Origin of the sequence: Roseicitreum antarcticum, assembly GCF_014681765.1 — a bacterium.
GTDB classification, from domain to species: Bacteria; Pseudomonadota; Alphaproteobacteria; order Rhodobacterales; family Rhodobacteraceae; genus Roseicitreum; species Roseicitreum antarcticum.
Map to the genome: position 1 here is coordinate 287,520 of NZ_CP061498.1, position 13,916 is coordinate 301,435.

9 protein-coding genes are annotated in these 13,916 nt (G+C 64.0%); 5 read left to right on the forward strand and 4 right to left on the reverse strand.

Translation table 11 applies throughout. From position 1 onward, the window contains the following. Positions 1-694: 694 nt before the first annotated feature. Positions 695-2,818: a GAF domain-containing hybrid sensor histidine kinase/response regulator gene (locus H9529_RS01365; protein WP_092885818.1), complete on the forward strand. Its 2,124-nt coding sequence runs from the start codon at positions 695-697 to the stop codon at positions 2,816-2,818. Positions 2,819-3,002: 184 nt separating this feature from the next. On the opposite strand, the gene recJ is transcribed toward H9529_RS01365, so the two are convergent. From recJ to H9529_RS01385, 4 genes are all read right to left on the reverse strand, one after another. After that, entirely contained in the window at positions 3,003-4,745 is a 1,743-nt protein-coding gene (gene recJ / locus H9529_RS01370) for a single-stranded-DNA-specific exonuclease RecJ (protein ID WP_092885820.1), read from the reverse strand. 132 nt (positions 4,746-4,877) lie between these two features. Beyond that, positions 4,878-5,702 (reverse strand): sulfite exporter TauE/SafE family protein, encoded by an 825-nt coding sequence (locus H9529_RS01375; RefSeq protein WP_092885822.1) that lies wholly within the window; start codon positions 5,700-5,702, stop codon positions 4,878-4,880. Between the two features lie 358 nt (positions 5,703-6,060). Continuing rightward, complete coding sequence (locus H9529_RS01380) at positions 6,061-6,780, reverse strand: fumarylacetoacetate hydrolase family protein (RefSeq protein ID WP_092885824.1); 720 nt, start codon at positions 6,778-6,780, stop codon at positions 6,061-6,063. Between the two features lie 263 nt (positions 6,781-7,043). Beyond that, positions 7,044-8,675 carry a helicase HerA-like domain-containing protein gene (locus H9529_RS01385; RefSeq protein WP_092885826.1) on the reverse strand — a complete coding sequence of 544 codons (1,632 nt, stop codon included), beginning with the start codon at positions 8,673-8,675 and terminating at the stop codon, positions 7,044-7,046. Between the two features lie 621 nt (positions 8,676-9,296). Between H9529_RS01385 and H9529_RS01390 the strand changes: the two genes are divergently transcribed. The 4 genes from H9529_RS01390 to purF all read left to right on the forward strand — a co-directional run bounded on the left by H9529_RS01390 (position 9,297) and on the right by purF (position 13,792). After that, positions 9,297-9,926 carry an invasion associated locus B family protein gene (locus H9529_RS01390; RefSeq protein ID WP_092885828.1) on the forward strand — a complete coding sequence of 210 codons (630 nt, stop codon included), beginning with the start codon at positions 9,297-9,299 and terminating at the stop codon, positions 9,924-9,926. A 258-nt stretch (positions 9,927-10,184) separates the two neighbouring features. Next, entirely contained in the window at positions 10,185-11,549 is a 1,365-nt protein-coding gene (gene radA, locus H9529_RS01395; protein WP_092886280.1) for a DNA repair protein RadA, read from the forward strand. Positions 11,550-11,583: 34 nt separating this feature from the next. Then, entirely contained in the window at positions 11,584-12,144 is a 561-nt protein-coding gene (locus H9529_RS01400; RefSeq protein WP_092885830.1) for a CvpA family protein, read from the forward strand. 187 nt (positions 12,145-12,331) lie between these two features. Next, on the forward strand, positions 12,332-13,792 hold the full coding sequence (gene purF, locus H9529_RS01405) for an amidophosphoribosyltransferase (protein WP_092885832.1): 1,461 nt from the start codon (positions 12,332-12,334) through the stop codon (positions 13,790-13,792). Positions 13,793-13,916: the final 124 nt, after the last annotated feature.

Below are 13,916 nucleotides of genomic sequence, written 5' to 3' on the forward strand. Positions count from 1 at the left end.
TCCGGCGCTCAGCATGAAACGATGTTGTCGGAGGGTTTGGCTTGCACCTCGCCCCATTTTTGGACCCATGATTTGGTGGTTACCGCCCGTCGTCGTCAACAAAGTTGCCGGTGCCACTGCTTCGTGGCGGCCTTTTTGGTACTCCTTGCCCTCGGCTCCGCCGCACACTCTAAGGTTTCGATCGTTGTATCGCTGTCCTGACTGGGCGGAGGCGCTGCCGCGAAAGCCCAGGTCCGGCCCGCCGATTTACCATAGGCACTGCCCCTGACGATGGGGGGCTTGCAGGGAAAGTGGCAGGAAGTGGGTCAAATCAGGGGACAGATATGGGGTTGTGACCGCATCGCGCGACATATGGAGCGCACGAATAAACTGCTTGACGCCGATCAGTGGGGCTGCGCATACGACGCCTTCGCACGCGCTGTGATCCGATCATTTACCACCCCAGCTTGGGGCCGGACCCGCGAGGACATCTGCGCAAACGCCCTTTGAAGGGCAACTTCCCTGCCTCTGAATCCTGTTATGTATAACATTTCTTTTTGGCTATTGCTTACTTAGTCCTTAACTCATTTGAATAGCGTATCTTTGCCGTCGCCGGTTCGGCCAATTTGGCATATTTGTGACAAATTCTATTTTATTCTCTGATCCAAGATTTTAGTCTATGAAGGGTTAGGGTGCAGATCGAGGAAGGGACCGCATGCGCCGGACCGCATTATCGACCTTGGCATTGCTCGACACCGCAGATGACGATGTTTTTGGCAATTTCACGCTGTTTGCGTCGCGGCTGCTGAATTCGCCGGTGTCGTTGATTTCACTGATGGATTACGACGGTGATCGCCAATATTTCAAAAGCCGGACCGGCCTGGAAGAACCCTTGGCTACATCACGTCAGACCGCGCTCAGCCATTCCTTCTGCAAGATTGTCGCCGAAAGTGGAAAACCTTTGGTCGTCGCCGACTCAGGCTCCGATCCCATGGTCAAGGATTGCGACCCGATCAACCCGCTGAAAGTGGCCGCCTATCTTGGGGTGCCGATCCATGCGCCCGACCATTCTTTTATCGGCGCGTTGTGCGTGATCGAACATGAGCCGCGCGACTGGACCGAGGAAGAAGTCGAGACAATGCAGCGGCTTGGTGCGCTGGTCTCTGACCAGATATTGATGCGCGAATCCGTTAAAGAACTGGAAGCGTCGCGCGCGGCACTTATTGCCGAGCATGCGTTTTTGTCCGGTCTGCTTGAAACCATGCCCAGCGGCATCGTGACCTTAGATGCCAGCGGCACCATCGTCTACGCCAATGAAGCCTGTCGCGATATCCTGGGGCTGGAGGCTGCCGATGCCGTAGGGCGCAGGTATGATGCCGCAGGCTGGCAAAACGAGGATCTGGATGGTCGGCCGATGCCAGCGGATCAGTTGCCGTTCTCCTTGGTGCAGGCGGGGGGCAAGCCGGTCCGCGACATCCGGTATGCCATCCTTTTCCCCGATGGCCGTCGCCGCATCCTCTCGGTCAATGCCAGTCCCACGGGCCGGGCCGCAGACAATTCCACTGTGACTTGTGCGATTTCCGACATCACCGACCGGCTGGCCGCCAACGCCGAGGTGCAGGCTGCCCGCGCGCGCGCCGAGTCCGCCAGCAAGGCGAAGTCGCTGTTCCTCGCGAACATGAGCCATGAAATCCGCACGCCGCTAAATGGCATCAGCGGCATGTCCGAATTGCTGGCGGGCACCGTTTTGAACGATGAACAGGCGTGGATGCTGTCAGTCATCCGTGGGTCGGGCGACTCGCTGCTGTCAGTGATCGACGACATTCTGGACATCGCGCGGATCGAAGAGGGCAAGGTGTCGCTGGTTGTGGCGCCATTCTCGCCCATGGAGCTTCTGGAGCAGATTGTCGCACAGCATTCGGTCACGGCGCAGAAAAAGGGTGTGACGCTGGACCTGACGCTTGCCCCGGGGCTGGAGCGTCCGCATCTGGGCGACGCTGGGCGGATCGGGCAGATCGTGGGCAATCTGATCGGCAACGCAGTGAAGTTCACCGCGCGTGGGCGGGTCCGGGTGCATTGCGGCGTGCTGGAAGCGGCGGCGGCCGGTCCCAGTGCCCTGCGTGGCGACGGGGCGGTAAAAGCCACCGAATGTGGCCTTGTCATCACGGTGACCGATCCCGGCATCGGCATGAGCGCCGAACAGCTGACCCGGGTTTTCACCGAATTTGAGCAGGGCGACAGCTCGATCACCCGACGCTTCGGGGGGGCCGGGTTGGGCCTGCCGATCGTGCGCAAGCTGGTCAACCTGATGGGCGGTGACATCAAGGTATTCAGCGAGCCTGACCTCGGCACCGAGGTCCAGGTGACGCTTCCGCTGCCGCATGACGCCGACACCCTGCTGCCCCCCGTGCGACATCAGGCGGTGGATACTGCATTTGCGCGGGGGCTTCGCGTGCTGGCGGCCGAGGATAACCGGGTCAACGCGCTGATCTTGCGCAGCATGTTGGAATCGCTGGGTGTGCGGACGGTCTTTGCCGTGAATGGACAGGAGGCCATCGATCTGTGGGCACCGGGCGAATTCGACCTGCTGATCCTCGACATTTCCATGCCTATGGTGGATGGGCTGACCGCCTTTCACGAGATTGCCGTTCGGGCGCATGCGGGTGGGCATGTCATGCCGCCCGCCATTGCCGCCACCGCCAATGTCATGCGCGACCATGTGGCCGAGTATCGGGCGGCGGGCTTTGCGGGCATCCTGGCGAAACCCTATCGCAAGGTGGATCTGCAAAACCGGATCGCGGAGGCGCTGAGCGTAGGGCAGCGCGCGAAGGTGACCTGACTGCCCACCTGGAGAGCGCTGCAAACCACTTTCGGGCGGTGGCGGGGGCATGGCTGGGTCTCAGTCCTTCAAGCCAAATCCTGCAAAGTAGCTTTCCCAGCAGCATTTACCCGGCTAAGCGCGCCCCGCGCGGTACTTTATACACGGCCTTGCAGCCATCGAACTTCCGATAAAAGCAGGGGCATCACGCCCGGGCGGCATCGTCGATGCGCAGTTGGGCCTTGCGCCGCCCGCCGAAGCTGTTGATCTCGATCCTCCCGCACAAATGCAGCGCGCCTGCGCCGGGGTCAGTCAGCAGCGGCCCCAGTGCGGTCTCGAACGCGCCGAAGGCGATGCCGTCCAGCCGCGCGCCCATGCCGTCGCCGATGCTGACCCGCAGATGTGTCTCGCCCATGCGGCGGCTGGACAGGATCTGGACCGAGGGCAGGGCGAAGCGCGGCGCGGGGGCGCTGGCGCCATAGGGGCCTGCGGCGTCGATCTGTTCGATCAGTTCCAGTGTTACCGCGCCCGGCATCAGCAGCGCATCGATACGCATGTCGCGCGGTCCATCGGTGCCTGAACCCTGCCGGGCCAGCAGTTCAGCCAAGCGCGCCATCGCAGGTTCCAGCTTGTCGCGCGCCACGGTGAGGCCCGCCGCCATCTTGTGTCCGCCGCCCTTGATCAGCAATCCCTCAGCGGCAAGGCGCTGGATGCTGGCGCCCAGATCGACGCCCGGCACCGAACGCGCTGATCCCTTGCCTTCATCCCCGTCCAGCGCGATGACCACGGCGGGACGGTTTGTGGCTTCCTTCAGGCGCGCGGCGACGATGCCGATCACGCCGGGGTGCCAGCCTTCGCCGGCCGCCCAGACCAGCGGTGCATCGGTGCCGCGCGCTTCGGCTTGCGCCAGCGCTGCCTCGCGCACCGCCGCCTCAATCTCGCGCCGCGCGGTGTTGAGCGTGTCGAGCCTTTCGGCCAGTCGCTGCGCCTCGGCGGCATCATCTGTCGCCAGCAGCCGCGCGCCGGTATCGGCGGCGCCCACGCGCCCGCCCGCATTGACGCGCGGACCCAGCACGAAGCCCAGGTGGTAAGGCGTGGGGGCTGTGTCCAGCCGCGCGATATCCGACAGCGCGACCAACCCGGGCCGCGCGCGGCGTGCCATAACCACAAGGCCCTGCCGCACGAACGCCCGGTTCACCCCGGTCAGGGGCGCGACATCGGCCACGGTGGCCAGCGCCACCAGATCCAGCATGGCCATCAGATCGGGGCCTTTGACGCCTTGCGCGCGCAGACGGCGGTTGCAATCCACCAGCAGCAAGAACACGACGGCCGCAGCGCAGAGGTGCCCCAGGTCGCTGGCCTCATCTTGCCGGTTGGGGTTGACCACGGCCAGCGCGGGCGGCAGCGTTTCCCCGCCCAGGTGGTGGTCGATCACCACGACGTCCGCGCCGACAGCCGCCGCGATGGGTCCGTGCGAAAGCGTGCCGCAATCGACGCAAACGATCAGGTCGTGATCGCGCGCAAGCGCCGCCATGGCAGCGTCGTTGGGGCCGTAGCCTTCATCAATTCGGTCGGGGATGTACAGCGTTGCCTCCCGCCCCATCTGCCGCAGCCAGATCAGCAGCAGCGCGGCGGACGCCCCGCCATCCACATCGTAATCAGCAAAGATCGCGATGCGCTGATTGTGCTCTACGGCTGCCAGCAGGCGGGTGGCGGCGGGTGCCATGTCGCGCAGGACCATCGGGTCGGGCAACAGGTCGCGCAGGGCCGGGGTCAGGTAGCCCTCGGCGCCCTCGGGCGGCACCCCGCGCTGCACCAGCACCGCGCAGACGGCAGGGGGCAAGCGGGTGGTCTGGACCATCGCCTGGATCCGTCGGTCGCCTTCATCTCCCGGTCCGACCCAGCGCCGCCCAAGGGCTGATGTGCTGACGCCCAGATATCCGTTCATGTCCGCTGGCCTTTGTTCTTTGATGCTGGCCCTGCCTTACCCTTGCCGGGCCTCGCAGTTCAAGCCGCATCACGGGGCGCAGGTCTATCGTGCACCGGTCGAGGTGGCGGCGGCAAGGGCACTTCGTTGCCCTCAGCCCGCGACAATCGCCCAGAGGAACCGCGCGCAGACCAAGAGAAGGAAGATGCCAAAGGCCAGTTCCAGTTTGCGCCGGGACAGGCTGTGCGCCAGTTTCACGCCCAGATTGGCGGTCAGAACTGTTGTCGGTGCAAACAGCGCCAACCCCAGCAGCGATACGAACCCGATCGCATCGGCGGGCAGATCGGCCTGCCCCCAGCCCGCCAGCACGTAGCCGATCGCTCCGGGGACCGAGATCAGTACCCCGATCCCCGCCGAGGTCGCCACCGCCTGATGGATGCCGCGCCCGTGGAGCGTCATGATGATATTGGCGATCTGCCCGCCGCCGATCCCCATCAGCGACGACAAAAGGCCGATCAGCCCGCCATAGGCGCGCAGGATCAGGCCCTGCGGCATCTCGGTGGCAAAGTTCAGCCGCGTGGTGCCGCTGATCAACTTTAGTGCATTTACCCCCGCCACCACCACGAATACCGCCTGCATGACCACAGGCGAGGCATATCGCGCAATCAGTGCGCCGATCAGCACGCCCGCGATGATCGGCACAGCCCAGGCGCGCAGCAGGTCGGTATCCACCGCGCCGCGCGCCAGATGGCCCCGGTAGGACCGGATCGAGGTCGGGATGATCACCGCCAGCGATGTGCCGACCGCCAGCGGCATACGCACCGTGTCGGGAATGTCCATGACGCCGAACACCTCATAAAGCACGGGCACCATCAGGGCTCCGCCGCCCACGCCGAAAACGCCCGCCAGAATACCGGTCAGCGCACCAGAAAGCAGCATGATGGCGCCAAGTAGCAAGATGTCGGGGGGCAGTTCCATGGTATGTCCTTCACAATGCGCGCCTGATCCGGGCCATGGTCGGGGCTTGGTCAGGCGGGGGCAGCAGGTGGGGCGGGGGCTGCATAGGCCCACAGGGTGTGCGTGCCCACTACCTGTCCGCCCCGCTATCGGGGTGGTTTGGGGCGCGCAACTTTGCGGCCCCTGCGTCTATGCCGCCAAGCTGAGCCCAAGGCAAGTGCCGATGGCAGGGGCCTATGCAGGACGCCCCTGAAACATGACCTGTAAGCGCGACTCGGGGACGCGTCTGTCAGAGGCGTGGCTGCACCACCTCAATGCGCGGCTGCGCCCCAAGGGGCTGATCAAGGGGCGCCGCTGCGTCAAATCTCCAGGATAAGGGTCAGACGACCTTGCAGCGCAGATCGCCCAGCCCCTCGACATGGGCATGCATCACATCGCCGCGCGTCACCGCGCCGACGCCTGCGGGGGTGCCGGTCATGATCAGATCGCCTGCGCGCAACTCGAACAGGCCGGAAAGATAGGCGATGACCTCGGCCGTTTTCCAGATCATCTGATGTAAGTCGCCGGTCTGACGCCGGGTGCCATTCACCTCCAGCCAGATCGCGCCGCGGGCCGGGTGACCAATCTGCGCGGCGGGAAGCAGCGGGCTGCATGGCGCGGAATGCTCGAAGGATTTGGCCAGTTCCCAAGGGCGGCCCTGCGCCTTTGCCTGCGCCTGAAGGTCGCGCCGCGTCATGTCGAGGCCGATGCCGTAGCCAAAGACATGGTTCAACGCGTCGCTCACCGCGATGTTGCATCCACCGCTGGACAGAGCGGCGACCATTTCAACCTCGTGATGTACATCCTCGGTCGCAACAGGATAGGGGAAATCGGCACCGTCGGTCAGGAGGGTCGTCGGACTTTTGAGAAAGAAGAACGGTGCTTCGCGGTCGGGGTCATGCCCCATCTCGACCGCATGGGCGGCATAGTTGCGCCCGACGCAATAGATCCGGTGCACCGGAAAGCGCGCGTCTGTGCCTTGCACCGGCAGGCTGGCAACGGGGGGCGCGGGGATGACATAGGCAGCGGCTTGCGGCGCGGGTTGAAGCGGGGCGGTCATGGGGGTGGTCCTTTCATCGCGGGGGCAGGGGCGTCGGGGTGAGTTATGCGCAAGCCGCATCACAACTGGCCCGCCGCGTCAAGCTGCTCAGGGGGGGGGCAGCAACGGCGGAATAGGGGGCGTCTGGTGCCGGGCAACGCAGGCATCACGCAGGCCGTTCGGGTCCAGTGCGGATGATCTGGATGCGTTTTTGTCGCTGGCGTCTCAGGCCTGATGCGGCAGAGGCGGGTCTGCGCCGGGTGCCGTTTGGCCCCGGCAAGAGTCTACCGTCCCCGAAACAGCCCGCCCAGAATGCCCCGCACCAATGCCTGCCCGGACTTTGTGCCCAACTGGCGGGCGAAGGATTTGGTGAAGGCATCCACCGCACTGTCCGTCCGGCGTGTGGGGGGCGTGCGTGCGGGGGTGGGGCGATTGATTTTCGCGGGCTCGCGGGTCTTTGGCATGGTCGGCTGATAGCGGCGCGCTGATGAAAACTCGCGGTCCTCACGGTCCGGGGCCGGTGTGGCCGACCACGGCCCCGGACCGGCTGCCCGCGCCGACCCATCTGCCGCTTCAGCCGCCTTTGCCGCAGCCTCGGCACGACGCGCCAGCATCTCGTGCGCGCTGTCGCGGTCGACGGCATTGTCGTATTTCCCCACCACGGGCGAGGTCGCCATGACGGCCGTGCGCAGGCTGTCTTCAATCGGCCCCATCGCCGAGCCCGGGGGGCGGATCAGTGTACGCTCGGCGATGCCGGGCACGCCCTTGTCTTGCAAGAACGAGGTCAAAGCCTCCCCCGTGCCGACATCACGGATGGTGTCGGCGATGTCGAAACGTGGGTTGGGGCGGTAGGTTTGGGCAGCGCGGCGCAACGACTGCTGGTCGCGTGCTGTGAATGCGCGCAGCGCGTGCTGCACCCGGTTGCCCAACTGGCCCAGGACGGTTTCGGGCACATCATCGGGGTTCTGGGTCACGAAATAAATGCCGACGCCCTTTGACCTGATCAGGCGGGCCACCTGTTCCACCTTGTCGATCAATGCGCGCGGGGCGCCGTTGAACAACAGATGTGCCTCATCGAAGAAGAACACCAGCTTTGGGCGGTCGCCATCGCCGACCTCCGGCAGGGTTTCGAACAGCTCGGCCAGCAACCACAGCAGGAAGGTCGCATACAGGCGCGGCGTCTGCATCAGGCGCACCGCATGCAGGATGTTGACTTGCCCGCGCCCATCCGCGCCGACCCGCAGAATGTCGGCCAGATCCAATGCGGGTTCGCCAAAGAAATGCGCCACGCCCTGATTTTCCAGGATGAGCAGCCGCCGTTGGATCGCGCCGATCGACGCAGTGGTGACCGTGCCATAGCGTTGCGAAATCTCGCGCTGATGTGCGCCCAGAAACGCCAGCAAGGCTTGTAGGTCTTTTAGGTCCAGCAGCGGAAGGCCCTCGTCATCGGCGATACGGAACGCAACGTTGAGGACCCCTTCCTGCGCCTCCGTTGCCTCCAGCATGCGCGAAAGTAACAGCGGCCCCATCTCGGCGAGGGTTGCGCGCACGGGGTGACCGTTCTCACCGAACATATCCCAGAAGGTGACGGGCAGCGCGCGATAGTCGGGGCCGTTAAAGCCGATGGCGGCCGCGCGGCGGGCAAATGCTTCGCGCGGGGTGCCGGGTTGCGACATGCCTGCGCAATCGCCCTTGATATCGGTCAGAAAGACCGGCACCCCAGCGTCCGAGAATGCCTCGGCCATGATCTGCATGGTGATGGTCTTGCCGGTGCCGGTGGCACCCGCGATCAACCCGTGGCGGTTGCCATAGCGCAGCAGGAGGTGTTGCGCCTGCGCCTGATCGGCACCCCCACCGCCGATGAAGATTCCGGCTGTTGCGGTGTCGCTGATGGAAATGCCGTTGTTTTGTGTCATGTCGCGCCGTCCCTGAACTGGTCTCTAAAATTGCCCGCGAAGCCTTGCCTGCAAACGGCGTTTGGTACTGCCGTGTCAGCACGCGATATTGGCCGCCCCGCGCGGGTTTGCCAAGCGGATGATTGTCTGCGTCAGAGTTGTCGGCGGTCATGGCGGGTTGGGCTTGCGCGCCAGGCTTCGGCCTATGGCTTTCCTGCGTCGCGCGGTGCTGCCCAGCCTCCGGGAGTGGTCGCGCTGCCATGGCGCGGAGGCCCCGCAGGATGTCGCATCGAAGGGCGCATGGCCGTGTCTTTGCCCGCGCAGGAGGGGGGCATGCTGCCGATTTTGACTGTTGACGCATGGGGCTTTACGCCCTAACTTTCGGTCCATAATAAGTCGGCCGGTCCGACAGGGAGCTATAAAAAACAACGGAAAAGGCCCCCCACCCGGGGCCTTTTCAATTTGTCTGCCCCCGAATGGAAATCGAACTTACGCAGGACCGAACTTGCATCGACTCGCCTGTCGCGCCCCGGTCCGTGCGGCCCCTTGTCGTGCCCGGAACTGTCGCAATTTTGACCTGACAATGCCGGGGGGCCATGGTACGCCATCAAAATCTTACCCAACCGCGAACAGGATCATGCGATGAAATCCATTTCCCTACTGCCACTGGCGATGATCGTGGCGCTGGCCCTGCCACTTGCCGCGCCGCTTGGCGCACAGGAAACCACGCCTGCGGCCCCCGCGACCAACGAACCCGAGCCAGGCCCATCGCCCAACACCCTGTCTCTGGGCGAGGATCTGGATGCCGCCGAGGGGCCGGGCACCAGCTATGCCGGTGAGGTTTTCAACGATTGGGAATTGGTGTGCTTCCGCGATCCCGATGGTGAGGACCCCTGCCAGATGTACCAGTTGCTGCGTGACCAAGATGGCAATTCGGTTGCAGAAATCTCGCTCTTCCCGCTCGAAGACGCGGGAGAGGCCGTAGCCGGTGCGACCATCGTGACGCCGCTGGAAACGCTGCTGACGGCGCAGCTTACCATGCGCGTCGATGACGGTGCGAACAAGCGCTACCCCTTCACCTGGTGCGGCGTCTCTGGCTGCGTGGCGCGTGTGGGCTTCACCGCGCCCGAAATCGAGGCATTCCGCCGTGGTGGGGCCGCGACCATCAGCATCGTCCCCGTAGCCGCTCCCGATCAGACGGTGGATCTGAACATGTCACTGGCGGGCTTTACTGCCGCTTATTCGGCGGCCGAAGCCAGCGTCGCCGAGTAAGAATTTGCCCGCGCCGCCCGATCTGCCGATGGCAAGAGACTGACGGCGTTTGATCTCCACAAAACCGCCTTTGCGCTGCGCAGAGGCGGTTTTTTATGGCCAAACCTGCCGCAGACGGCGGTGTGGACATCCGGCCATCTGGCGCCTTGCGGGGCAGTGCTTCGGCCCATGCATCTGCATACAGCCTTTCACCGGCAGGGGGTCATCCGTGCGCGCGTTGGGCTTGCGCCGATCTGTCCCTTGCGGCATGTACGGCGCATGGCAAAATCTGCACCCAGTTTCACCTGTACCTCTTGCGGGGCTGTCCACAAGAAATGGGCAGGCCGATGCGATGCGTGCGGCGCTTGGAACAGCATCGTCGAGGAAAGCCCGCTGGGCGCCGGTCCGAGTGCAAAGGCGCTGACCGGCAAGGGCCGTGTGATCGCGCTCAGCTCGCTTTCCAGCACGGAAAAGCCCCCGCCGCGCACCCGGTCGGGGATGACGGAACTGGACCAGGTGCTGGGCGGCGGGCTGGTTGCGGCCTCGGCTATTCTGGTGGGCGGCGACCCGGGCATCGGCAAGTCGACGCTTTTGTTGCAGGCGGTGGCCCAATTCGCCAATGCCGGGCTGAAATGTATGTATATCTCGGGTGAGGAAGCGCCTGCGCAGGTGCGGATGCGCGCGCAGCGGCTGGGGCTTGCGCAAGCCCCCGTTGCGCTGGGCGCCGAGACCAATCTGCGCGACATTCTGACCACGCTGGATGCCGAACGCCCCGACCTGGTGGTGATCGATTCCATTCAGACCATGTGGTTGGACACGGTGGAATCTGCCCCCGGGTCGGTCAGTCAAGTGCGGGCGGCAGCGCATGAGCTGGTGACCTTCGCAAAACGGCGCGGCGTGTCGGTGGTGCTGGTGGGCCATGTCACCAAGGAAGGCCAGATCGCCGGGCCGCGTGTCGTGGAACACATGGTTGACACGGTGCTTTACTTTGAGGGCCAGCGCGGCCACCAGTTCCGCATCCTGCGCGCGGTCAAGAACCGCTTTGGCCCGGCAGATGAGATCGGCGTGTTCGAGATGACGGGCGCGGGGCTTGCGGAAGTTGCCAACCCCTCGGCCCTGTTTTTGTCCGAACGCGGCCAGCCTGCAGCCGGATCGGTGGTGTTCGCGGGGATCGAGGGGACACGCCCCATGCTGACCGAAATTCAGGCGCTGGTCACGCCTTCGCCGCTGGGCACGCCGCGCCGCACGGTGGTGGGTCTTGACGGCGGGCGGCTGTCCACCATCATGGCCGTGCTGGAAGCACGCTGCGGCGTGCCGTTCACCGGGCTTGACGTGTTTCTCAACGTGGCAGGCGGCATGCGCGTCAATGAACCCGCCGCCGATCTGGCCGTGGCCGCAGCGCTGTTGTCGGCCCGCGAAGACATTGCCTTGCCCGCCGATACGGTGGTTTTTGGTGAAATCAGCCTGTCAGGCGCCCTGCGCCCGGTTGGTCAGACAGAAAACAGGTTGAAAGAGGCGAAGAAACTTGGTTTCACAGCCGCGATTGCCCCGGCGCGCAGCAAACTGTCCGGCGATGAAGGCATGACCATTCGGCAGATCACCGATCTGACGGCTTTTGTGGGTGAAACATTTGGGGCAGGCTGAGCAATCGGCGCCCGTCGGCAGGCAGGAGAAATAAATGGACGCCTTTACAGTTGTGGATGCCGTTGTCGCGGTGGTCATCGTGATTTCTGCCATTTTGGCATATTCACGCGGCTTCGTGCGCGAGGCTCTGGCAATCGCGGGCTGGGTGGCGGCGGCGATTCTCGCCTTCATCCTCGCCCCGACGGCAGAACCGCTGGTCCGCGAAATTCCGTATGTCGGCGATTTTCTGGGCGACAGTTGCGAACTGACGATTATTGCGGCCTTCGCGCTGGTCTTTGCCATCGTGCTGGTGCTGACATCGCTGTTCACGCCGCTGTTTTCGTCGCTGGTGCGCCGTTCTGCGCTGGGGGGGATCGACCAGGGGCTGGGCTTCTTCTTTGGGGTGTTGCGCGGGGGCCTTCTGGTCGCCGTGGCGCTGATGGTGTTTGAACGCGCCGTGCCGGCGGGCACGGTCGAAGTGGTGGATAACAGCCGTTCGGCCGCCGTGTTCCGCAACCTCAGCGGATCGCTGGATGAGGCCGTGCCGACCGACGCGCCGAACTGGATCGTCTCACGCTATGAGGGGCTGGTGGGCAGCTGCGGTGCCAACAACTGATCTGCGACTCAGGCGGTAGCTTGGGGCCTGCCGTCTGGTCGCGCACCGCGGTTTCAGCCGGGCGGTACCCTTCGCGTGATGTCACATTGCGTTCACGATTGCCGTGTGTGTCCCAAACGGACGGGTGACATCCCCCCCCCGATGTTCTAAGAGACGCGCAAACAGCGCAATCGGAGATCCCCGCGGAATGCGTCATTTTTCCAGCCACCCGTTCGATGATGATAAACTGAAAGAGGAATGCGGTGTCTTTGGCGTTGTCGGTGTGACCGATGCCGCCAATTTCGTCGCCCTTGGCATGCACGCCCTGCAACACCGTGGACAGGAAGCCGGGGGCATTATCACATATGCGCCCGAAGGCGGCTTTTCCTCAGCGCACCGTTTCGGGCTGGTGCGCGACAACTTTACCCGCGCCAGCCTTATGGAAACCCTGCCGGGCACCATTGGCATCGGCCATGTGCGCTATTCCACCGCCGGGTCGAAGGGGGCCACGGCGATCCGCGATGTGCAGCCGTTCTTTGGCGAATTCGCCATGGGCGGGGCGGCCATCGCGCATAACGGCAACATCACCAACGCCGAGGCGATCCGACGCGAGTTGATCGAACGCGGGTCGATCTTCCAGTCCTCATCGGACAGCGAATGCATCATCCACTTGATGGCGCGTTCGATACAGAAGAATATCCCCGAGCGGATGAAGGATGCGCTGCGCCGCGTTGAGGGCGCGTTCTCCATCGTTGCCATGACCCGCACCAAGCTGATCGGCGTGCGTGACCCGCTGGGCGTGCGCCCGCTGATGCTGGGCCGTCTGGGCGACGGTTGGGTGTTGTCGTCGGAAACCTGCGCGCTGGACATCATCGGCGCGGAATTCCTGCGTGAGATCGAGCCCGGCGAAATGGTGGTGATCGACGCGAAGGGCATTGAAAGCTTCCATCCCTTCGAGCCGAAGAAACCCCGTTTTTGCCTGTTCGAGCATGTGTATTTCTCGCGTCCAGACAGCATCCTTGGTGGACGCTCTGTCTATGAGACCCGTCACCAGATCGGCGTGGAACTGGCCATCGAGGCCCCGGTAGAGGCTGATCTGGTCTGTCCGGTGCCCGACAGCGGCACGCCTGCCGCCATCGGCTATAGCCAGCAATCGGGCATTCCCTTCGCCATGGGCATCGTGCGCAATCAGTACATGGGCCGAACCTTCATCGAGCCGTCCGAACAGATCCGCAACATGGGCGTCCGTTTGAAGCTGAACGTGAACCGCGCGCTGATCGCGGGTAAGCGTGTGGTGCTGGTGGACGATTCCGTGGTACGCGGCACCACCTCGATGAAAATCAAGGAGATGATCCTGGATGCTGGTGCTGCCGAGGTGCATTTCCGCATCGCCTCGCCGCCCACGATGTGGCCGTGTTTCTACGGAGTGGACACGCCCGAGAAAGAGAAACTGCTGGCCTCGCGCATGACCGAGGATGAGATGTGCGCCTTCATCGGCGTAGACAGTCTGAAGTTCATATCGCTTGGCGGTCTGTACCGCGCGGCGGGCGAGGCAGGCGGGCGCAACGATGCCTCGCCGCAATATTGCGACGCCTGTTTCTCGGGCGACTATCCTGTCGCGCCGACCGACATGATCGTGAAGGGCTTTGCACTGAAGGCCGCAGAATAGGTCCTGTTTCGCCCGGGTCTCTGCGTATGTCGAACCAGGCATGACGCGGGGCCATGCTTCATTGGACCGCATGATCGCTCTGTGACCTGATTGAGGTAGTGATTTGCCGCGCGGCATTGTCCGT

Bases quoted from the DNA above. Each gene is read 5' to 3' on its own strand.
- recJ (WP_092885820.1), bottom strand. From the start codon at position 4,745: ATGAACGGATATCTGGGCGTCAGCACATCAGCCCTTGGGCGGCGCTGG.
- H9529_RS01380 (WP_092885824.1), bottom strand. From the start codon at position 6,780: ATGACCGCCCCGCTTCAACCCGCGCCGCAAGCCGCTGCCTATGTCATC.
- H9529_RS01375 (WP_092885822.1), bottom strand. From the start codon at position 5,702: ATGGAACTGCCCCCCGACATCTTGCTACTTGGCGCCATCATGCTGCTT.
- H9529_RS01365 (WP_092885818.1), top strand. From the start codon at position 695: ATGCGCCGGACCGCATTATCGACCTTGGCATTGCTCGACACCGCAGAT.
- H9529_RS01400 (WP_092885830.1), top strand. From the start codon at position 11,584: ATGGACGCCTTTACAGTTGTGGATGCCGTTGTCGCGGTGGTCATCGTG.
- H9529_RS01390 (WP_092885828.1), top strand. From the start codon at position 9,297: ATGAAATCCATTTCCCTACTGCCACTGGCGATGATCGTGGCGCTGGCC.
- purF (WP_092885832.1), top strand. From the start codon at position 12,332: ATGCGTCATTTTTCCAGCCACCCGTTCGATGATGATAAACTGAAAGAG.
- radA (WP_092886280.1), top strand. From the start codon at position 10,185: ATGGCAAAATCTGCACCCAGTTTCACCTGTACCTCTTGCGGGGCTGTC.
- H9529_RS01385 (WP_092885826.1), bottom strand. From the start codon at position 8,675: ATGACACAAAACAACGGCATTTCCATCAGCGACACCGCAACAGCCGGA.